15 protein-coding genes and 1 pseudogene are annotated in these 20,590 nt (G+C 60.7%); 15 read left to right on the top strand and 1 reads right to left on the bottom strand.

The features are described from left to right. The first annotated feature begins 318 nt into the window (after positions 1 to 318). The 11 genes and pseudogenes from ABH912_RS19590 (at position 319) to ABH912_RS19540 (ending at position 14,686) form a co-directional block, all read left to right on the top strand. Entirely contained in the window at positions 319 to 1,671 is a 1,353-nt protein-coding gene (locus ABH912_RS19590) for a TolC family outer membrane protein (RefSeq protein WP_429511429.1), read from the top strand. Between the two features lie 42 nt (positions 1,672 to 1,713). Then, positions 1,714 to 3,870, top strand: a complete 2,157-nt coding sequence (locus tag ABH912_RS19585) for a type I secretion system permease/ATPase (protein ID WP_033058683.1) — start codon at positions 1,714 to 1,716, stop codon at positions 3,868 to 3,870. After that, positions 3,860 to 5,227: an HlyD family type I secretion periplasmic adaptor subunit gene (locus ABH912_RS19580; RefSeq protein WP_429511428.1), complete on the top strand. Its 1,368-nt coding sequence runs from the start codon at positions 3,860 to 3,862 to the stop codon at positions 5,225 to 5,227. Before ABH912_RS19585 ends, ABH912_RS19580 begins: the two co-directional genes overlap by 11 nt. A gap of 310 nt (positions 5,228 to 5,537) precedes the next feature. Then, positions 5,538 to 6,434: a TauD/TfdA dioxygenase family protein gene (locus tag ABH912_RS19575; RefSeq protein ID WP_429511427.1), complete on the top strand. Its 897-nt coding sequence runs from the start codon at positions 5,538 to 5,540 to the stop codon at positions 6,432 to 6,434. Between the two features lie 18 nt (positions 6,435 to 6,452). After that, the gene (locus ABH912_RS19570) at positions 6,453 to 7,478 is read left to right on the top strand and encodes an ABC transporter substrate-binding protein (protein ID WP_046047244.1); all 1,026 of its coding nucleotides are present in this window, start codon (positions 6,453 to 6,455) and stop codon (positions 7,476 to 7,478) included. A 5-nt stretch (positions 7,479 to 7,483) separates the two neighbouring features. Next, positions 7,484 to 8,344, top strand: coding sequence for an ABC transporter ATP-binding protein (locus ABH912_RS19565; protein WP_033058675.1), 861 nt, complete (start codon positions 7,484 to 7,486; stop codon positions 8,342 to 8,344). 20 nt (positions 8,345 to 8,364) lie between these two features. After that, positions 8,365 to 9,232: pseudogene (locus ABH912_RS19560) on the top strand (ABC transporter permease). 201 nt (positions 9,233 to 9,433) lie between these two features. Then, positions 9,434 to 10,354: a LysR family transcriptional regulator gene (locus ABH912_RS19555; protein ID WP_033058671.1), complete on the top strand. Its 921-nt coding sequence runs from the start codon at positions 9,434 to 9,436 to the stop codon at positions 10,352 to 10,354. A gap of 215 nt (positions 10,355 to 10,569) precedes the next feature. Next, positions 10,570 to 12,105, top strand: coding sequence for an MFS transporter (locus tag ABH912_RS19550; protein WP_033058669.1), 1,536 nt, complete (start codon positions 10,570 to 10,572; stop codon positions 12,103 to 12,105). A gap of 26 nt (positions 12,106 to 12,131) precedes the next feature. Beyond that, positions 12,132 to 13,202 (top strand): HlyD family secretion protein, encoded by a 1,071-nt coding sequence (locus ABH912_RS19545; RefSeq protein WP_429511426.1) that lies wholly within the window; start codon positions 12,132 to 12,134, stop codon positions 13,200 to 13,202. Further along, complete coding sequence (locus tag ABH912_RS19540) at positions 13,199 to 14,686, top strand: efflux transporter outer membrane subunit (protein ID WP_429511425.1); 1,488 nt, start codon at positions 13,199 to 13,201, stop codon at positions 14,684 to 14,686. Before ABH912_RS19545 ends, ABH912_RS19540 begins: the two co-directional genes overlap by 4 nt. Here the strand turns inward: ABH912_RS19540 and ABH912_RS19535 are convergent. After that, complete coding sequence (locus ABH912_RS19535) at positions 14,667 to 15,356, bottom strand: NYN domain-containing protein (RefSeq protein ID WP_429513132.1); 690 nt, start codon at positions 15,354 to 15,356, stop codon at positions 14,667 to 14,669. The genes ABH912_RS19540 and ABH912_RS19535 overlap by 20 nt on opposite strands. Before the next feature lie 499 nt (positions 15,357 to 15,855). On the opposite strand from ABH912_RS19535, the gene ABH912_RS19530 reads away from it, so the two are divergent. From ABH912_RS19530 to ABH912_RS19515, 4 genes are read left to right on the top strand one after another with little or no spacing between them, the layout of a single operon-like run. Next, the gene (locus ABH912_RS19530) at positions 15,856 to 16,629 is read left to right on the top strand and encodes an efflux RND transporter periplasmic adaptor subunit (RefSeq protein ID WP_033058662.1); all 774 of its coding nucleotides are present in this window, start codon (positions 15,856 to 15,858) and stop codon (positions 16,627 to 16,629) included. Beyond that, positions 16,626 to 17,945, top strand: coding sequence for an efflux RND transporter periplasmic adaptor subunit (locus tag ABH912_RS19525; RefSeq protein WP_429511424.1), 1,320 nt, complete (start codon positions 16,626 to 16,628; stop codon positions 17,943 to 17,945). The genes ABH912_RS19530 and ABH912_RS19525 overlap by 4 nt, the downstream gene beginning before the upstream one ends. Then, positions 17,946 to 20,042: a biotin/lipoyl-binding protein gene (locus ABH912_RS19520; protein ID WP_429511423.1), complete on the top strand. Its 2,097-nt coding sequence runs from the start codon at positions 17,946 to 17,948 to the stop codon at positions 20,040 to 20,042. 12 nt (positions 20,043 to 20,054) lie between these two features. After that, entirely contained in the window at positions 20,055 to 20,552 is a 498-nt protein-coding gene (locus tag ABH912_RS19515) for a GNAT family N-acetyltransferase (RefSeq protein WP_429511422.1), read from the top strand. Positions 20,553 to 20,590: the final 38 nt, after the last annotated feature.

The raw sequence follows: 20,590 nt of genomic DNA, 5'->3' as shown, positions 1-20,590 counted from the left end.
ACCTGGCGGCGTGTTTGCCAAACAGTCTGGATGTTCTTTCAAGGTATTAGAGGCACAACTTTGACGCGGGTATTCGTCAACAATTTGGCTATATTTTTTCGCTATAAACTTTATGCCAAACTATTGACCTTCCGCCTGTCATCCTAAACACTCGCCTCTGTAATGTCACATTGATATTTCGGTGCCGACCTGCCCCGCAGAGTGTGACGCAGTTCCAAAATCCAATTTTCCGACAAGCGGTCATTTCGGTTGTCATCATCCGATGCAGCGGCACGTTCTGCAGTGATTCAAGACAAGCAATTCCGGGAAACTCCAATAATGCGTTTGCACCTGCTCACGGCTTTACCCTTCGTCCTTGCCGCCGGTTTTGTTCAGGCGCAGACCCTTCCGGAAGCCATGCAACAGGCACTGGATGTCCATCCGGAAATCCAGGCAGGCGTTAACAGTCGATTGGCCGCGGATTATCAGTTAAAGGCAGCAAAAGGTGGATACCTCCCACGGGTCGATCTGCTGGGCGGTTACGGTCGCGAAGGCACTGACAACGTCACTACGCGTGCCGCCGGCAACAACAATCACTGGGAAAACCTGAATCGCAGCGAGTCGAGTGTGCGGTTGTCGCAAATGGTTTTTGACGGTTTTGCGACGTCGAGTGAAGTGGGGCGTCAACAAGCCACCGTTAATTCCCGCGCTTACTCCTTGCTTGGCACGTCCGAACGCACTGCACTCACCGTCGCTCAGGTGTATCTCGACGTGTTGACCCGCCGCGAATTCGTGCGCCTGGCCACCGAGAACCTGAAGAGCCACGAACGGATTTTCGATCAGATCAAACTGCGCACCCAGCGCGGCGTGGGCAGCGGTGCCGACCTCGATCAAGCCGAAGCGCGCATGGCTCAGGCCCGCAACAACCTGATCACCGAGCAGACCAACCTGGCGGACGCCGAGACCAACTTCCTCAGCGCCGTCGGCCAGATGCCCGATCAGTTGGAACGTCCTTCCGATTTCATGGCGTTGTTGCCAGCCAACCTGAATGAAGCCCGGGCGCAGATGCTGGAAAACAGCCCGATCCTGCGTTCTGCCGAATCCGACATTGCCGCTGCCGAGAAACAGTACGACGCCGCCAAGTCGAGCTTCTACCCACGCTTCGATGCTGAATTGGGCCGCACCGCCGACAACGATCTCGATGGCCAGAACGGTCACAGCAATGAATGGCAGGCCATGTTGCGCATGCGCTTCAATCTGTATGCCGGCGGCAGCAACAAGGCTGATCTGGAATCCAAGTCCTACCTGTCCAACCAGGCACTGGATATTCGCAACAACGCCTTGCGCGTGTTGAACGAAGAGCTGGGCCTGGCCTGGAATGCCTTGAACAACGCCAATGCCCAAGTGCCGATCGCCCAGCAATATGTCGATCACAGCACCCGTGTGCGCACCGCGTACCAGAAGCAGTTCAGCCTCGGCGAGCGTACCTTGCTCGACCTGCTCGACAGTGAAAACGAGCTGTTCTCGGCTTCTCGTCGCCTGGCGGAGATCAAGAACATTCAGTTATTTACTCAGTACCGAATCAAGGCGACCATGGGCGAGTTGCTCAAGAGCCAGGGAGTGGTCGCACCGTTGGCATCCGTTGTGCAAAACGACGTGAAGCCCAAGGTTCAACTGCCCGGTTTGAATTGAGCAGAACCTTCATTGTTCAATTGTTAGCCAAGAGTGCCGAGCGTGGAATCAGAAGTCAGTCGAGTTCAACTCATTCATGATCCACGCGCGCTGCACGACGATCCACTACTGGACGGCTTGCTGGCTCTTTGCACCCTGCATCAGAAGCCGGCCAGCGCCGCGATGTTGACCACCGGCCTGCCGTTGCCCAAGCAACGCCTGAGCGTTGAATTGCTGCCCCGCGCGGCCGCTCGCGCCGGCCTGCAAGGGCGGGTGCTGGTGCGCAAACTGGAGCAGATCCCGGCGATTGCCATGCCGGCGCTGTTGCTGCTCAAGGACGGTCGCAGTGCTGTCCTGCTCGGTTGGCTCGGTGAAGACCAGGCACGGCTGCTGACCAGTGAAAGCGACGGTGGCGAAAGTGTCGTCAGCCGCGAACTGCTGGCCGATGACTACATCGGCAAAGTGTTCTTCGCTCAACCCCAGCACAAATTTGACGTTAATCACGGCACGCTGATCCCGCGCGCTCGCTCGTGGTTCCGCGACACCCTCAAGCGTTCGCGCTGGCTGTACGCCGACGCCATTGCCGCCAGTTTCCTGATCAACATCATCGCCATGGCCGCGCCGCTGTTCGTGATGAACGTCTACGACCGCGTCGTGCCGAACCAGGCCGAATCGACCCTGTGGGTATTGGCCATCGGCATCACCGGGGCGTACCTGTTCGACCTGATCCTCAAGAGCCTGCGCAGCCTCTGCCTGGACCTGGCCGGGAAAAAAACCGACCTGATCATCTCGGCCACGTTGTTCGAGCGCATCGTCGGCATGGCCATGAAGTACCGCCCGGCCCGGGTCGGCAGCTTTGCCCAGAACATCCATGAGTTTCAGAGCCTGCGGGACTTCCTCGCCTCGCTGACCCTCACCAGCCTGATCGACCTGCCGTTTACGCTGCTGATCTTCATGGTCATCGCGATTCTTGGCGGGCATCTGGTGTGGATTCCGGTGCTGGCGTTCCCGATCGCCCTGCTGATTGGCTATGCCTTGCAGAAACCGCTGGTGGCGACCATGGAAAGGACCATGGCGCTGGGCGCCGAGCGGCAGTCGAGCCTGATCGAAACCCTTGCCGGTCTCGATGCGGTGAAGGTCAACAACGCCGAAAGCGAACGCCAATATCAGTGGGAGCAGACCATCGGCACCCTCAGCCGCCTCGAGCTGCGGGTGAAAATGCTCTCCGGTCTGGCGATGAACATCACCTTGCTGATCCAGCAACTGGCCGGCGTGATCATGATCGTCTTCGGCGTGTACCAGATCATCGATGGTCACCTGAGCATGGGCGGTTTGATCGCCTGCTACATGCTCAGCGGCCGCGCGCTCAGCCCGCTGGCTTCGCTGTCCGGCCTGCTGACGCGTTACCAGCAAGCGCGGGTGACCATGACCTCGGTCGATCAGATGATGGAGCTGCCGCAAGAGCGCAACTTCGAGGAACGCCCACTGAGCCGCAAGGTGCTGCAAGGCGCCATCGAATGCCGGCAGATGAATTTCACCTACCCGAACCAACAGAACGCGGCGCTGAAGAATATCAACCTGATCATCAAGCCCGGCGAGAAGATCGGCATCATCGGGCGCAGTGGCTCGGGGAAAAGCTCCCTGGCCAAACTGCTCGTAGGTCTCTACCAGCCGGATGACGGCGCCCTGTTGGTGGATGGCGTCGATATCCGTCAGATCGACGTCAGCGAATTGCGCCATAACATCGGCTACGTGGCCCAGGACATCCAGCTGCTGGCCGGCACCCTGCGCGACAACCTGGTGTCGGGCGCGCGCTATGTCGAAGACGAAATGGTGCTGCAAGCGGCCGAGTTGGCCGGCGTCCACGAATTCGCCCGTCTGCACCCACAAGGTTATGAACTGCAAGTCGGCGAGCGTGGGCAGAACCTGTCTGGCGGTCAGCGCCAGAACGTCGCCCTGGCCCGTGCGTTGTTGCTCAATCCGCCGATCCTGCTGCTCGACGAACCGACCAGCGCCATGGACAACACCGGCGAAGAACGCCTCAAGCAACGCCTTGCGGCGGTGATTGAAAACAAGACCGTGGTGCTGGTGACGCACCGGGCTTCGCTGTTGTCGCTGGTGGATCGTCTGATCGTCATCGACCGCGGGCAGATTCTCGCCGACGGCCCGAAAGCCGCGGTGATGGAAGCGTTGAAGAAGGGGCAGATCAGTGTTGCTTAAGTCGGGTTTCAAGAATTCGATCGGCCGTTATTTCAAAGGCTCCGATTCGCTGCATGGCCAGCCACTTCCGGAGGTCAACAAAGCGCTGATCGAAGACGCCCCACGCGTGGTGCGACTGACCATCTGGGCGATCATCGGCTTCTTCGTGTTCCTGATGCTCTGGGCCAACTTCGCCGTGATCGACGAAGTCACCAAGGGCGACGGCAAAGCCATTCCGTCGTCGAAGATCCAGAAAATCCAGAACCTGGAGGGCGGTATCGTCTCTGAGTTGTACGTGACCGAAGGGCAGATCGTCGAAGCCGGTGCGCCGCTGATTCGCCTGGACGACACGCGATTCGCCTCCAACGTCGGCGAAACCGAGGCCGACCGGTTGTCGATGCTGCTGCGAGTGGAACGCTTGAGCGCAGAAGTCGATGACCGTCCGCTGAACTTCCCCGCTGACGTGCTCAAGGCCGTGCCCGGTCAGGCCGCCAGCGAGGAGTCGCTGTACATCAGCCGCCGTCAGCAGCTGCACGATGAAATTGGTGGTTTGGAGGAGCAGTTGATCCAGCGTCAGCAAGAGCTGCGCGAGTTCACTTCCAAGCAGTCGCAGTACCGCAACGGCCTTGCGCTGCAGCGTCAGGAAATCAACATGTCCGAACCGCTGGTGGCCCAGGGCGCGGTATCGCCGGTTGAAGTGCTGCGGCTCAAGCGCGCCGAGGTTGAAACCCGCGGGCAACTGGACGCGACCACCCTGGCCATTCCTCGCGCCCAATCGGCAATCAAGGAAGTGCAGCGCAAAATCGACGAGACCCGCGGCAAGTTCCGCAGCGAAGCACTGACTCAACTCAACGAAGCACGCACTGATCTGAACAAGGCTCAGGCCACCGGCAAGGCGCTGGAAGACCGGGTCAGCCGGACGCTGGTGACATCGCCGGTGCGCGGTATCGTCAACAAACTGCTGGTCAACACCATTGGCGGCGTAATCCAGCCGGGCAGCGACCTGGTGGAAATCGTGCCACTGGACGACACCTTGCTGGTTGAGGCGAAAGTTCGCCCGCAAGACATCGCCTTCCTGCATCCGGGACAGGAAGCGACGGTGAAGTTCACGGCGTATGACTACACCATTTATGGTGGGCTGAAGGCCAAGCTTGAACAGATCGGTGCTGACACCATCACCGATGACGACAAGAAAACCACTTACTACATCATCAAGCTGCGCACCGATCGCAGCCACTTGGGGACGGATGAAAAGCCGTTGTTGATCATCCCGGGGATGGTGGCTTCGGTGGATATCATCACGGGCAAGAAGACTGTTCTGAGCTATCTGCTCAAGCCGATTATTCGCGCCCGCGCCGAAGCTTTGCACGAGCGATAGGACGCTAAACCTGTGGCGAGGGAGCTTGCTCCCGCTGGGGCGCGAAGCGGCCCCCTCTTTATCCCAAAAAAGGGGACTGCTACGCAGTCCAGCGGGAGCAAGCTCCCTCGCCACAGGGGACTCATCGCTTGTTCTGCCATATAGTTATTCGCTAACGGTATTTAAACTTCAGTTCTTATATCTATAAAGTCACTCTCCTGCGTACCTGCCGACCAATCGGCGCGCCGCACGACACGAACCAACACGGGTCCTCCGTGAGTTTCTTGATCGACGCGCGCGCCCTTGAGCGTGCCGTGCGTGGGAGTGATTTATGTCTGCAGCAACGGCTTCCCCAAGCGCCGCGAATATCGCGCCGCAAACCTTCGACATCCGCCCGTTCAGTGGCGCAGTCGGTGCCGAAATCATCGGCCTCGACCTATCCCGCCCGATCAATGATCAGGACTTCGCGCGCATCCACCGCGCGCACCTGGATCATCACGTCGTGGTGTTCCGCGACCAGCGCATTACCCCTGAGCAGCACATCGCCTTCAGCCGCCGTTTCGGCGTGTTGCAGATTCATGTGCTCAAGCAATTCCTGCTGGCCGGGCATCCGGAAATTCTCATCGTTTCCAACATCATCGAAAACGGCCAATCCATCGGCCTCGGTGACGCCGGCAAGTTCTGGCATTCCGACCTTTCTTATAAAGAACTGCCGAGCCTGGGCTCGATGCTGCACGCTCAGGAGCTGCCGTCCGAAGGCGGCGACACGCTGTTCGCCGACATGCACAAGGCCTGGGACAACCTGCCCGAAGCGCTGCGCAAAGCCGTCGAAGGCCGCTCGGCTGCGCACTCTTACACCGCGCGCTATAGCGAGACCAAATTCGAAGGCAACTGGCGCCCGACGTTGACGCCGGAACAACTGGCTCAGGTCGCAGAAGTCGTCCACCCGATCGTCCGTACTCACCCGGAAAACGGCCGTAAGGCGTTGTTCGTCAGCGAGGGTTTCACCACCCGCATCGTTGGTTTGCCGGAAGACGAGAGCAAGCAACTGCTCGACGAGCTCTACGCCCACAGCGTGCTGCCGCAAAACATCTACCGCCATCAATGGCAGGCCCACGACCTGGTGTTCTGGGACAACCGCTCGCTGATTCATCTCGCCGCCGGATGCCCAAGCCACCTGCGCCGCAAGTTGTATCGCACCACCATCCAGGGCGACGCGCCTTTCTGATTTGTCGGAGAAACTCTCATGTCCAAACGTCTTCCATTTGCACCGCTGGCCGCTGCCATCGGCCTGGGTTTCAGCCTGATCGCCGGCAGCCTGGTGGCACCGACCGTGGCTCACGCCGAAGGTGAAATTCGCATCGCCGAGCAGTTCGGCATCGTTTACCTGCTGCTTAACGTCGTGCGCGATCAGAACCTGATCGAGAAGTACGGCAAGCAGGAAGGCATCGACATCAAGGTCGACTGGACCCAGCTCTCCGGTGGTGCAGCGGTCAACGATGCGTTGCTCTCCGGTTCGATTGATATTGCTGGTGCGGGCGTCGGTCCGCTGCTGACCATCTGGGACCGTACTCACGGCAAGCAGAACGTCAAAGCCGTCGCCTCCCTCGGCAACTTCCCGTACTACCTGGTGAGCAACAATCCGAAGGTCAAAACCATCGCTGACTTCACCGAGAAGGACCGCATCGCGGTGCCGGCGGTCGGCGTGTCGGTGCAGTCGCGCATCCTGCAATACGCGGCCGCCAAGCAGTGGGGCGACAAGGAATTCAATCGCCTCGACAAGTACACCATCGCCGTTCCGCACCCCGACGCCACGGCGGCGCTGATTGCCGGCGGCACCGAGTTGACCGGGCACTTTTCCAACCCTCCGTTCCAGGATCAAGAGCTGGCCAACCCTAACGTCCACGTTGTGCTGAATTCCAACGATGTACTTGGCCCGAACTCGCCGACGGTGCTGTTCGCCACCGAGAAATTCCGTGATGAAAACCCGAAAACCTACAAGGCGTTCGTCCAGGCGCTGACTGAGGCCGCCGAGTTTGCCCAGAACGATAAAGGCGCGGCGGCGGACACTTACATCCGTGTCACCAAGGCCAAAATCGACCGTGCCGCGCTGCTGAAAATCATCGATAACCCGCAGTTCGAATTCAGCGTCACGCCGAAAAATACTTACCCGCTGGCCGAATTCCTCTACCGCGTCGGCGCGATCAAAAACAAACCGGACTCGTGGAAGGACTACTTCTTCCAGGACGCCAAACCGCTGCAAGGGAGCTGACCGAGATGAACGCCCCTTTGCAAGGCCACACGGTCAGCAAACCGATCGCGGCAGCCCAGGCGCTGCTGTCGGTCGACAACGTCAGCCTCGAATACCGCACGCCTCAGCGGGTGGTTCGTGCGACCCATCAGGTCAGCTTTGAAATCGATCCGGCAGACCGTTTTGTGCTGCTCGGTCCGTCCGGTTGCGGCAAATCAACGCTGCTCAAGGCGGTTGCGGGGTTCATCCAGCCGTGTGAAGGGGAAATCCGGCTTCAGGGGCAAACCGTTCATGCGCCGGGGCCGGACCGGATCGTGGTGTTCCAGGAGTTCGATCAACTGCCGCCGTGGAAAACCGTCAAACAGAACGTGATGTTTCCGCTGCTTGCCTCGAAAACCCTCAAGCGCAAAGAGGCCGAGGAGCGAGCGCTGCACTACCTGGACAAGGTGGGTCTGGCGGCGTTTGCCGATGCCTACCCGCATACATTGTCTGGCGGCATGAAAGCGCGGGTGGCGATTGCGCGGGCGTTGGCCATGCAGCCGAAAATCCTCTTGATGGACGAGCCATTCGCCGCCCTCGACGCGCTGACCCGCCGCAAGATGCAGGAGGAACTGCTGCTGCTCTGGGAAGAAGTGCGCTTCACACTGCTGTTCGTCACGCACTCCATCGAGGAAGCGCTGGTGGTGGGCAACCGGATTCTGTTGCTGTCGCCGCATCCGGGGCGGGTGCGGGCGGAAGTCCATAGCCATCAATACGACTTGCACAGCCTCGGCGGCGTGGCCTTTCAGGAGTCGGCGCGACGCATTCATCGGTTGTTGTTCGATGAAGGTCAGTCCCCGGAAACCGGGCGTGAGCTGGATTTCTCCGACATCCGCATCGCTTATTGAGCCATTGAGAGGAGTGCCCGATGAGCCTTTTATCATCCCCGCGTGAAGAATTTGAAACGGCGTTGCAGCCGCTGACGAGTGTGCCGCTGGAGCGTGAATTACCGCTCGGTCAGCGCCTCTGGCAACAAGGCTGGTTACGCAAAAGCCTGATCCTGATTTTGCTGGCGGTCCTGTGGGAGGTGGTTGCCCGCGTACAGAACAACGACCTGCTGCTGCCGAGTTTTCTGCAAACCGGGAGCGCGCTGTACGACGGTTTGCTCAGTGGCGAGTTGCTGGGCAAGGTGTGGATTTCGCTGGTGGTGTTGCTCAAGGGTTACCTGATCGGCATCGTGCTGGCGTTTGCCCTGACCACGCTGGCGGTGTCGACGCAATTCGGTCGCGACCTGTTGAGTACCTTGACCTCGATGTTCAACCCGCTGCCGGCGATTGCGCTGTTGCCGCTGGCGTTGCTGTGGTTTGGTCTTGGGCAGAACAGTCTGATTTTCGTGTTGGTGCATTCGGTGCTTTGGGCGCTGGCCTTGAACACCTATGCCGGGTTCCTCGGCGTCTCGGAAACCCTGCGTATGGCCGGGCGCAATTACGGCCTCAAAGGCATGCGCTTCGTGCTGTTCATTCTGATCCCGGCAGCACTGCCATCGATTCTCGCCGGGCTGAAAATCGGCTGGGCCTTCGCCTGGCGCACGCTGATCGCCGCCGAACTGGTATTCGGCGCCACCAGTGGCAAGGGCGGCTTGGGCTGGTACATCTTCCAGAACCGCAATGAGCTGTACACCGACAAGGTGTTTGCGGGGTTGGCGGTGGTGATCCTGATCGGCGCTGCTGGTGGAAAACCTGGTGTTCAGCACATTGGAGCGGGTCACGGTGAAGCGTTGGGGGATGCAGCGCTAAGTTCTGTGGTGGCAGGTCCGGCCCCTTCGCGGGCAAGCCCGCTCCCACAGTGATCTTCAGTGGATGTGGACTATGTGTTCAACACAGAACCCTGTGGGAGCGGGCTTGCCCGCGAAGGGGCCCGCCCAACCAGCACATCAGCCCACGGATGTTTGCTAGCATTGCGTCTGAATCAATCCAGATCAGACACGAGTGCTCAGCATGCAACTCCCGGACATGAACCTGTTGGTCGCCCTCGATGCCTTGCTCGACGAGGGCAGCGTGGTGGGCGCCGCGCGGCGGATGAACCTCAGCCCGGCGGCGATGAGCCGGACGCTGACGCGCATTCGCGAGGCCATCGGCGATCCGATCCTGGTGCGCGCCGGTCGTGGCCTGGTGCCCACGCCCAAGGCGCTGGCGTTGCGCGAGCAGGTGCGTGACGTGGTGGAGCAGGCCGCGTTGTTGTTTCGCTCGGCCGATGCGGTGGAGCTGGGCACGTTGCGCCGTCGGTTCAACATTCGGGCCAATGATTTTTTCGTCGGCGTTTACGGCGGAAAGCTGTTCGACACTATGGATCGTCAGGCGCCGCACTGCGAACTGCGTTTTGTGCCGGAAGGCGATGGCGATGATGAGGCGCTGCGCGAAGGGCGGATTGATCTGAGCATCAGCAATACCCGGCCATTGACCCCGGAAGTGAAGATTCAGAATCTGTTCTCTACTCATTTCGTCGGCCTGGTTCGCGAAGACCATCCGCTGTTCGACGAAGAAATCACTGCCGAGCGTTACGCCGGGTTTTCCCATATCAGCATGTCCCGTCGCGGCATCGCCCGTGGCCCGATCGATACCGCGCTCAACGCCTTGGGACTGGAGCGGCGGGTGGCGGTGATTGCGCCGAGTTTCCATGCGGCGATGTTTGCCTTGCCTGATTCCGATTTGATTCTGCCGGTGCCCAAGGAGGCATTGCTGAGCGTCCAGCGCCTGGGCCTGAAGCTGCGTTCCTTCACACTACCGATTCCGCTGCCGACCATTATGCTGACCCAGTCCTGGCATCCACGCTTCGACAAGGATCCGGCCCATCGTTGGTTGCGCGAAACCCTGAAAACTTGCTGCGACGAGACGTGGTTAGCTGCGCAGCCTTCCTGAAGTGAACGCTTCCACTGTAGGAGTGAGCCTGCTCGCGATAGCGGTGGATCAGTCAACATCTATGTTGAATGTGATGGCCCTATCGCGAGCAGGCTCACTCCTACAGGGGGGGTATTGCTGCGTCAAACGCACTTATAAGCTGCCAATAAGTCAATTTTCGTAAGGTCTCGCGCTTCTTAGAATGCTTCGGTATTCAAACCCCGGAGCTTGCAGTCATGACTTCCCTCACGGTCACGGCACCTCTCGCCGCGGCGAGCCCGGCTGCCGTCACGCCACCGGTATTTGGTCCGCGGATCATCATTGGCCTGGTGGGCGTGTTGTTGGCGGTGCTGGTGTCGGGCCTGAACGAGATGGTGACCAAGGTTGCCCTCGCCGACATCCGCGGCGCATTGGCCATCGGCTACGACGAAGGCACCTGGCTGGTCGCCAGTTACACCGCGACCTCGGTGGCGGCCATGGCTTTCGCCCCGTGGTGCTCAGTGACGTTCTCGCTGCGACGGTTCACCCTCTGCGCCATCAGCGCGTTCACTCTGTTGGGCGTGTTGTGCCCGTTCGCTCCAAACTATGAAAGCCTGCTGGTTATGCGCACCTTGCAAGGCCTGGCCGGCGGCGCGTTGCCGCCGATGCTGATGACTGTCGCGCTGCGCTTTTTGCCGGCCAACGTGAAGCTTTATGGTCTGGCCGGTTACGCCCTGACCGCGACGTTCGGCCCGGGGCTCGGCACGCCACTGGCCGGGCTGTGGACCGAACACGTCGGGTGGCAATGGACCTTCTGGCAAATCATCGCACCGTGCCTGATCGCCATGGTCGCAGTGGCGTATGGCTTGCCCCAGGACCCGTTGCGCCTCGAGCGCTTCAAACAATTCAACTGGCGCGGCTTGCTGCTGGGGTTTCCGGCGATCTGCATGCTGGTAATCGGCATTTTGCAAGGCAATCGGCTGGACTGGTTCGAGTCGAACCTGATCAGCGGATTACTCGGGGGTGGGTCGCTGCTGTTGGTGCTGTTCCTGATCAACGAATGGTCGCAACCGATGCCGTTTTTCAAGATGCAGATGCTCGGCATCCGCAACCTTTCGTTCGCTTTGCTGACCCTGGCCGGGGTGTTGGTGGTGCTGCTGGCGGTGATCATCATTCCGTCCAGCTACCTGGCGCAGGTGCAGGGTTATCGCCCGGTTCAGACCGCGCCAATCATGTTGCTGGCGGCGCTGCCGCAGTTGATCGCGCTGCCGTTGGTGGCGGCGCTGTGCAACCTGCGTTGGGTCGATTGCCGCTGGGTGCTGGGCATCGGTCTGAGCATGCTGACGCTGTCCTGCATCGGAGGATCGCAGCTGACGTCGGTGTGGATTCGCGACGACTTCTATGTGCTGCAACTGCTGCAAATTTTCGGTCAACCGATGGCGGTGCTGCCGCTGTTGATGCTCTCCACCGGCAGCATCAGCCCGATGGAAGGGCCCTTCGCTTCAGCCTGGTTCAACACCGTAAAAGGCCTGGCGGCGGTGGTCGCCACCGGCGTGCTGGAGGCGTTGACCACCTCACGGCTGCATTTTCACTCGGTGATGCTGGTGGACAACCTTGGCAACTCCCCCCTGGTCGACAGCGACAGCCCGGGCCTTGCCCACCGGCTGCATGAGCAGGCCGTGGTGCTGACGGCATCGGATCTTTATCTGTGCATGGCCGGCGTCGCACTGGCGCTGATCCTGCTGATTTTCTGGCTGCCGACGCGGATTTATCCGCCGCGCGCGCCGACTTGAATGCTTCGCTGAAACAGAAGGTTTTTATGACGACTCAATCAAAGCAAAAAGTGGCCGTCGGCGTCGCCGCGGTGGTGGCGCTCGGTGTGCTGGTGTATTTGCTGGCGCCTGGCCTGTTCGGCAAGCGCACGCAACAGAACACCAATGACGCCTTTGTCTCGGCGGACTTCACGCTGGTGGTGCCGCGCGTGGCCGGGTTCATCAAGGAAGTGCTGGTGGAGGACAACCAGCAGGTCAAAGCCGGGCAGTTGCTGGCGTTGATTGATGACCGTGATCTGCGTGCTGCCGCCCAAGCGGCAGACGCTGAAACGCTGGTGGCCAGGGCGCAACTGCAAAATGCCCGTGCGACCCTTGAACGCCAGGCTTCGGTGATCGCTCAAGCCCAGGCCTCCGTGGTGTCGGCCAAGGCTGAAATGGCCTTTGCCGAGCATGAACTGAATCGCTACAACCACCTCGCCGGGGTGGGTGCGGGCACGGTGCAGAACGCTCAACAAGCGCGGACCCGCATCGATCAGGCCACCGCGCGGTTGGCTAACGTGACGGCGGTGCTGGCGGCGGAACGCAAGCAGGTGGAGATCCTCACCGCCCAGCGTGATGCAGCGGAAGGAGGATTGAAACGGGCGCAAGCAGCGCTGGAAATGGCCAGCTACGAGCTCTCCTACACACGCATCGTTGCACCTCAGGACGGTATGGTCGGCGAACGCGCCGTTCGGGTCGGCGCCTATGTCACGCCGGGGAGCAAAATCCTCGCGGTGGTGCCGCTTGCGCAAGCCTATGTGGTCGCCAATTTTCAGGAGACCCAACTGACCGATATGCAGCCGGGGCAGGGCGTGCAAGTGCGTGTCGACAGCCTTGGCGGCCAGGCCCTGAGCGGTCGCGTCGAGAGCATCGCACCGGCCACCGGTGTGACGTTCGCCTCGATCAAACCGGACAACGCCACCGGGAACTTCACCAAGGTGGTGCAGCGGATTCCGGTGAAAATCGTCCTCGATCCGGGTCAGCCATTGGCGGAGCGATTGCGCGTGGGGATGTCGGTTGAGGCGAGTATTGATACGGCCAGTGCCGGAAATAATGCGCGTGAGGTCACTCAGCGATGAACTTCGGCAAGCCCCCTCGCCACAAGAGCCGCTTTCCTTCAGTAGCTATTGTGTTGAGTCTGTTTTCACTGAGCGCCTGCACCGTCGGCCCTGACTTCCAAAAACCTCAGCCGCAACAAGTGGCCGAGTGGTCGAAACCATCCAAGTCCGCCGCCAGCCAAGTCATCGCTGAAACCATGGACGAACGCTGGTGGGAGGTGTTTCACGACCCGAAACTCTCGGCCCTGACTCAGCGCGTCTTGACCGACAACCTCGACCTGAAACTCGCCAGCAGCCGTTTGCAGCAAAGCCGCGCTGTGCGTCAGGTGATCACCGCCGAGCGTTACCCGAATACCGCCGCCACTGGCAGCTACGGGCGTAAACGCAACAGCGGCGAAGGCTTGAACGATCCGTCGGGACACAACGGTGACTCGGCGTACAACCTGTGGGATGCAGGCTTCTCCGCATCCTGGGAGCTGGATTTCTGGGGCCGTGTGCGTCGCGAAACTGAAGCCGCCGACGCCACCCTGGAAGTCGCGGAAAACGACCGACGTGGCGTGCTGCTGTCGGTGCTCGCCGAAACCGCTCAGGACTACATTCAGCTGCGCGGTGTGCAAAGTACGCGCGCCGTCACCGAGGAGAATCTCGACGTCGCCCGCCACAGTCTGAAGCTTTCGCAGCTGCGCCTGTCTGACGGTGTCGCCACCGACCTGGATGTCGCCGAAGCCGCCGCCCAGGTAGCGGCTATCGAGTCGCGTCTGCCCGCGCTGGAGCAGCGCCAGTCGCAACTGATCAACGCCTTGAGCCTGTTGATGGGCGAGCCGCCGCAAGCGCTGTCTGCCGAGTTATCCACAGACGCCCCGGTGCCACAAACTCCGCGTCAGGTCGCAATCGGCCTGCCGTCGCAACTGGCCGAACGCCGCCCGGACATCCGCCAGGCCGAAGCCCGTCTGCATGCCGCAACCGCGAGCATTGGTGTGGCCAAGGGTGATTTCTATCCGCGGATCACCCTGTCGGGCAACATCGGATCGCAAGCCATGCAGCTCAGTGATTTCGGTTCCTGGGGCTCGCGGTCTTTCGGTATCGGCCCGCAATTCAGCTTGCCGCTGTTTGACGGCGGTCGCCTGCGCGGCATGCTGCACTTGCGCGAAGCCCAACAACAGGAAGCCGCTATCGCCTACCAGCAAACCGTGCTGCGCGCCTGGCATGAAATCGACGATCAACTGACCGCCTACAACGCCAGCCAACTGCGTCGCGACAGCCTTGCCGAAGCCGTCCGCCAGAACCAGATCGCCCTGCGCGCCGCGCAACAGCAATACGTGGAAGGGGTGGTGGATTTCGTTAACGTACTGACGGTGCAAGGCGCGCTGTTGGCGACTCAGGAACAGTTCGTGGAGAGCTCGACCGGCGTGTCGTTGGCGATGGTCGGGTTGTATAAGGCGTTGGGTGGAGGGTGGGAGTCGGTGTATCCGGTGGCGGATGTTGTTACCAATAATCCGGTTTGATGGCCGGCTTCTTACGGGTAGGTACTTTGTCTGGAAACTGGTGTGACTGCAGCTCTTCTGCCGAGATGACTCTGCGCATCCAGTGGGAAAGTTCTTTTAGCGAGCCGGGTGGGGTTCGTTTGAACCCTGTTCTGTAAGGAAGAACGACACCCACTGTCATTTGGGGAAAGTCTTCTCGGATAGCTCTCAGCGCGGGAGCCATATCTGTGTCCCCGGAGACTAAAACGAGTTGTTGGATGCCTTCAGCACCGTTGACCTTGGCTTGTCTGGCTGCTGTGCGATACATGCTTATGGCGATATGGACGTCAGTTTCCTTTTCTTCGAGTTTCCAGATAGGGGTTGTATCTTGACGCGAGGCACCGATTCTCTTGTTGATGAAGCGCGGTGCGCGTGCAGGTTCGAGTTGGTGGCGACCATAGTGAATGGCAACATTCTGAGCCTTCAGGGCACGGACGTAAGTATCTTGAGCTTCCTTGGACGCGATGCCACGAGTAGCCAGTTCTGGTTTAACCGACGAGGTGAAGTAGTCGATTGAGGCCACAGAGCTTTGAGGGTTTTCAATGTGGGCGATATAAGCCAACAGCTGCGGCAGGTTTAGCCATTTATAAGGTGTGTCAGCTAGCAACCCGTAGAACACGTTGTAGCCATCAACGAAGAACGCAGTGCGCACAATCCAATCCTCAGAAACGAAAAAACCGGCCGAAGCCGGTTTTTTCACCCCAACTGCCAGAGAACTGAATCTCTGCGTACGGGGTTGAGTAGTGCGTAGATCCTAAATTGAGTGCGTCACGCACGTCAACCATCGACTGATCAGGGCTCCGCTCAACTGGATCTTTTCCAGCTCCGGCGAGCCAGTTTTGTGCAGTTGGCGGGGCGAGGGTCAAGGCGTTAATAGCCTTATCTGTTAATGATTGTTACGACAGAAGGTAAGGCGTGATGCAGGGCAATCAACAGTGCAAAACGTCTATCACTCTCTTCAATTTCGACTGAACGGTTGTTCCCGATTTCGTGTGGGATTAAGTACCCACACCTCATGACGGGAAGAACAATTCAGCACTCTGAAAATTTTGTCCTTTTTGAAACATTACATTTCTATCCAATAACGCCCATCCGCTTGACGCCGACCCACGCTGTCATAGACTCCGCTCATCCGTCAGGGAGTAACGGTTATGCGGCGTGTTCGTGTGTGGGTTATTGGATTGACCTTTGTAACGTGCGTAGTACAGGCGCAAACGCCTGCGCCCGATGATCCATTGCTGGACAGCAGCGGCAGTGCAAATGCCAGCAGTGAGGCCCGTGGTGTGCTGCGAGCCCGGGATCAGGCGGTGCTGGCCAGTGAGTTGTCCGGGCGTATTGTCGAGTTGCCGTTCAGTGAGGGCGAGTCGTTCAAGAAGGGTGACACCCTGGCGCGTTTTGATTGCTCGGCTTATCAGGCCCAGCTCAACGCGGCCCAGGCTGCCAATCGTGGCGCCGGTGAAGAGTTGTCCCACAACAAGCAATTGGCGGCGTTGAATTCGGTCGGGCGTTTTGAAGTGGCGCGGGCCGAGGCCAAGGTCAGCGAGACTCAGGCGCAATCCCAGGTTTATCAGGTCCAGGTCAAGCGCTGCAGCGTGCTGGCGCCGTTCGATGGCCAGGTCGTCGAGCGCAAGGTCAAGCGTTATGAAAGCGTCGCTGCCGGCACGCCGTTACTGGACGTGGTCGACAACCGCACGCTGGAAATCCATTTGCTGGTGCCGTCGCGCTGGATGGCCCGGCTCAAGCCTGGCCAGACCTTCAGCTTTGTTCCCGATGAAACCGGTCAGCCACTGGATGCCACGGTCAAACGCCTCGGCGCACGGATTGATGAAGGCAGTCAGACCTTGCTGCTGGTGGCGACGCTGCCCAACGCCAACGGTTTGCTGGCTGGCATGAGTGGCACGGCACGCTTCGCGGAGTTCAAGTGAACGCCCCGGTCACGGGTGGCGCTGAACAGGTGTTCGCAAGGTTTCTGGATCTCGAATGCCTGACCCGCTCCGCTCGCACGCCTTCGCAATTGGCCTACAGCCTGGTCAATGACAGCCAGGCGCTGTTCGGTTTTCGCCACGCGGCGCTGTTGATTGCCGGCAAGGTGCAGGCCGTGACGGGCGTCAGTGCGGTGGAGCCGAATGCGCCGTTCGTGGCGTTTGTCGAGCAGGCCGTGGCGCAGCTGTTCAAGCTCGAGGTGCTGAAACAGGCGCGGGTGATTCCGGCGAATGTTCTCAGCGAATCGATTCAGGCGGACTGGCAAAGTCTTTCCGCGGCTCAGGTGTTCTGGCTGCCGCTGATCGATCACCAAGGTGAGGTGTTTGGTGGTCTGTGGCTGGCGCGGGACCTGCCGTGGAATCCTTCCGAACAAGTGCTGCTGTCGCAATTGGGTGACACCTACAGCCATGCCTGGCTGGCGCTGCAACCGCGCAAACCGTGGCGACTGCGCTGGACACGAAAACGTCAGGTGGCGCTGGTCGCGGTGGTGTTGCTCGGGCTGCTCATTCCGGTGCGCCAATCGGTGCTGGCTCCGGCCGAAGTCGTTCCGCTGGGCGGCCGAGTCGTTGCGGCGCCGCTGGACGGGGTGATTGCCGAGTTTCTGGTCAAACCCAATCAGACGGTGAAAACCGGCGACCTGTTGTTGCGCTTTGAAAGCACCACGCTCAGGGCCCAGGCCGATGTGGCCGAGCGCGCCTTGGGGGTTGCTGAAGCTGAGCTGAAGGCCAATTCCCAACGCTCGTTCGCCGACGCCGAATCGAGCTCGAAAATCGATCTACTGGCCGCGCGAGTCGAGCAAAAACGTGCTGAGCGGGATTACGCCCGCGAACTGCTCAAGCGCAGCGAAGTGCGCGCCGAGCGCGGAGGCATTGCGGTGTTCGCCGACGCGGAGCGCTGGACCGGTAAACCGGTGCAGACCGGTGAGCGGCTGATGGAAATCGCCGACCCGACCCAGGCTGAGTTGCGCATCGAACTCGCGGTGGGCGATGCGATTGCGCTGGAGCCGGGCGCGCAGGTCGCGCTGTTCCTCGACAGTGATCCGTTGCAACGGCATCTGGCCCGGCTCGAGCGCGCGGCTTATGAAGCACAACCCACGGCCGGCGGGCAGTTGGCTTATCGACTCGACGCCAGTTTCCAGCAAACACCACCGCGTATCGGGCTGCGCGGGACGGCGAAAGTCTTCGGTGACCGTGCGCCGTTGGCGCTGTACCTGTTACGTAAACCCCTGGCCGGTTTGCGCCAGAGCGTGGGCCTTTAGATGAGCCTGCCGAACCTGCGTGCAGACTTGCAGCTGACGCCTGCATCACCGGCGCTCGATGGCTCGCCGCGCTGGACCCTGGCCGATCCGGTGCGCGGTCGCTATTTCAAACTCGGCGTGGCGGCGATGCGCTTGCTGCGCCATTGGTCCTTGGGTGATCCCAAGCAAGTGCTGCGTGCAGCCAACCGCGAGCCAGGTTTGCCGCTGGATGGCGCGGAGCTTGAGCAATTGCTGGGCTTTCTGCGCAGCCACGACCTGATCTCCGCCCTCGATCCGCAACAGCGCGCCAGTTACAGCCTCAAAGCGGCCGCTCAACGCCAGTCGCTGTGGCAGATCTTGCTGCACCAGTACCTGTTTTTCCGCATTCCGCTGTGGCGCCCGGACGCTTTTCTCAATCGCGCCTGGCCATGGCTGGAGCGTTTCGGCCCGCGTGCGCTGCGCTACGGGTTGCCGGCAACCCTGGGGCTCGGCGTGTTTCTGGTGTCCCGGGACTGGCAGCGCTTTATCGCGACCTTCCCGCATTTGTTCAGCCTCGGCGGCGCGCTGGCGTTCGGCGTGGCGCTGTTCTTCGCCAAGCTCTGCCACGAGTTCGGTCACGCCTTCATGGCCAAGCGCGCCGGTTGTCGGGTGCAGAGCATGGGCGTGGCATTCATGGTGTTGCTGCCGATGTTTTACACCGACGTCAGCGACGCCTGGCGGGTCAATGATCGCCGCGCGCGGCTGCTGATCGGCGCCGGTGGCGTGCTGGCGGAATTGCTTTTGGCGAGCATCGCGCTGCTCGCCTGGTCACTGCTGCCCGACGGTCCCGGACGCACGGCGGCGTTCATGCTCGCCAGTGCCACCTGGATGACCACGCTGGTGATCAACCTCAACCCGTTCATGCGTTTTGATGGCTATTTTTTGCTCAGCGACTATTGGGAAGTCGACAACCTTCAAGGGCGAGCGTTTGCCCTTTGTCGCTGGCGCTTGCGTGAGTTTTTATTCGGTTACGGTGCGCCAGCGCCGGAGCCCTGGTCGCCGAAGATGCAACGGCGTTTGTTGATCTGGGGTTACGGCTCGTGGCTGTGGCGTGCGGCGTTGTTTTTCGGGATTGCGCTCGCGGTCTACCACTTGTTCTTCAAGGTGTTGGGGATTTTCCTGATGCTGGTGGAGCTGGTGTGGTTCATCTTCCTGCCGATCATGAGTGAGTGGCGGCAATGGTGGACTCGCCGCGAACAGGCGCATGCGCCTCGGGTGCTGCTCAGTGGCCTGGCCTTGTTTGGGCTATTGCTGATGCTGGTCGTGCCGTGGCGCAGCGCCGTGGAGTTGCCGACGATGCTGGAGGCTGGCCGCGCCAGTGCCTTGCACGCGCCAGTCGCGGCGCGGGTCAAAACGGTGAATGTTCACGATGGTGAAGCGGTTGCCCAGGGCCAGGTTTTGATTGAGCTGGAATCCCCGGACCTCGATTCGCGCCAGGCTATCGTCCGTCGCGAAATCCAGATCCAGCAGTTGCAGATGCGCCGCCAGGCCAGCCGCAGTGAAACCGCCGCCGACGCCGGTATCGTCGAACAGCGCCTGGCCGAAGCGGTCGCCGAATACCGAGGCCTGGTCGCCCAGCGTGAGCGCCTGCTGCTGCGGGCGCCCCATGCCGGCAAGGTGCGCGATCTGTTGCCGCAGTTGGCGGTCGGTCGCTGGTTGTCGACCAAAGATCCGTTGGCTCGGGTGGTCGAAGACGGCGCGCGGTTGCGCGGTTATCTGGCCGAGGTCGAACTCTGGCGTGTCGCCACGGGTGCCAGCGGACGCTTCATCGCCGACGATCCGATGCACCCGGCGATCGCCGTGCAACTGAGCGAAATCGACACCAACGGCGCGGAATTTGTCGATCAGGAAGCGTTGACCTCCGATCACCATGGGCCGATTGCCGTGCGCCGGGATCAGCATCAAAGAGCGGAGCCGGTACAGGCTCAATATGGGGCGCGGTTGAGCGTCCTCGAGGAGGTACCGACGCCGGTGCAACCCTTGCGCGGCATTGTGGTGTTGCAGGGGCGCGGCGAGTCGTTGCTGGGTGTTGCGTGGCGGCGTCTGGCGGCACTGGGTGTCAGGGAAAGCGGTTTCTAGGGAGAGCAAGCGATGGCGAATAGCGATTCAGTGGCGGCGGATGGTTTGGTGGTGCGGCCATCGCGGACCAGCGATGGGCCTTTTTTGCAGCGCCTTTACCAGGCGGCGCGACCGGACCTGCAATGGATCGACGATGAGCGAGAAGTGGTTGAGCAGGTGGTCGCCCAGCAATTTCAGGTGCAGGAGCAAGGTTTGGGTGAGCGTTACCCCAACGCGATGCATTACGTGGTGGAAAAACTCGACACGGCCATCGGCGCGCTGACCACCGATTTTGGGCCTAATGAAATTCGTGTGCTGTACCTCGCGTTCATTCCGCAGGCGCGCGGCCAGGGTTATGGCCGCAAGGTGCTGCAAGGTGTGCAGAAAGCCGCGCAACAGGTTCGTTGCCCGGTAGCGACGGTGGTTTGGGCCAACAATCCCCACGCGCGCCAGCATTACCTGGCGCTGGGGTTTCAGGTCGAAGAGCGCAACCCGGCGGCGGAGCGGTTGGTGTGGTATCCGCATAGCTGAATCCACCACTGCTCCCCCTGTAGGAGCGAGCCTGCTCG

Source organism: Pseudomonas sp. BT76 TE3572, assembly GCF_050435365.1.
Classification (GTDB): domain Bacteria; phylum Pseudomonadota; class Gammaproteobacteria; order Pseudomonadales; family Pseudomonadaceae; genus Aquipseudomonas; species Aquipseudomonas fluorescens_W.
This window is presented reverse-complemented; position numbering and strand designations above follow the sequence as displayed.